Annotated in this window: 1 protein-coding gene; it reads left to right on the forward strand. The window is 67.6% G+C overall.

The annotated features are described in order from the left end of the window. Positions 1-86 precede the first annotated feature (86 nt). Positions 87-1,016 carry an IS5 family transposase gene (locus ACYVF6_RS37515; protein WP_460528699.1) on the forward strand — a complete coding sequence of 310 codons (930 nt, stop codon included), beginning with the start codon at positions 87-89 and terminating at the stop codon, positions 1,014-1,016.

Below are 1,016 nucleotides of genomic sequence, written 5' to 3' on the forward strand. Positions count from 1 at the left end.
CTAGGCCGTGTTTCGAAGTCGGGCGTGTCGTGATCGTCGACAAGTGAGGTCTCCGGTAGAGGGGTTCATCGACCAAGACGAACCTCATACGCGGAGACCTCGTGGCCACCCTAGCGGTGACGAGGCGGTTCGACCTGACCGACGAGCAGTGGGCCTGCCTGGAGCCGCTGTTGCCCGTTGCGTGCAGGCCGGGCCGGCCGTCGAAGTGGAGCAAGCGGCAGTTGATCGATGGGATCCGCTGGCGGGTGCGGGTCGGTGCGCCCTGGCGGGACGTGCCGGAGTATTACGGCTCCTGGCAAGCGGTGTATTCCCTGTTCCGCCGCTGGCAGCGGGCCGGAGTCTGGGCGCAGATCCTCGCCCGCTTGCAAGCCCTGGCCGATCAGGCCGGATTGATCACCTGGGAGGTCAACGTCGACTCCACGATCATGCGCGCCCATCAGCACGCCGCCGGCGCCCGGCGGCGAGGCGACCTGCAGCGCGAACCACCCGGCGGGACAGTCAACGAACCAGCCGACCATGGGCTGGGCCGTTCACGAGGCGGCCTGTCAACCAAAGTGCATCTGGCCTGCGAACAGGGGCAGAAACCACTGTCGCTGGTGGTGACCGCTGGTCAACGCGGCGATGCCCCGCAGTTCGAGGCGGTGATGGCCGGCATCAAAGTCGCCCAGCCCGGCCAGGGCCGCGCTCGTACCCGACCCGATCGAGTACGAGCCGACAAGGCCTACTCCTCCCGAGCCATCCGCGCACATCTACGCCGCCGCCACATCCCCGCCACCATCCCGGTACCGGCCGACCAAGCCGGCCACCGATCCCGGCGCGGCAGCCGCGGCGGCCGCCCACCCTCCTTCGACCCAACCGACTACCAAGCCCGCCACGCCGTCGAGTGCGGCATCAACCGCCTCAAACGACACCGGGCCGTAGCCACCCGCTACGACAAACTCTCCACCCGCTACCAAGCCATCCTCGAAATCACCGCCATCAACGAATGGCTTCCCTTACTTCGAAACACGCCCTAG

Source organism: Flindersiella endophytica, from assembly GCF_054779015.1.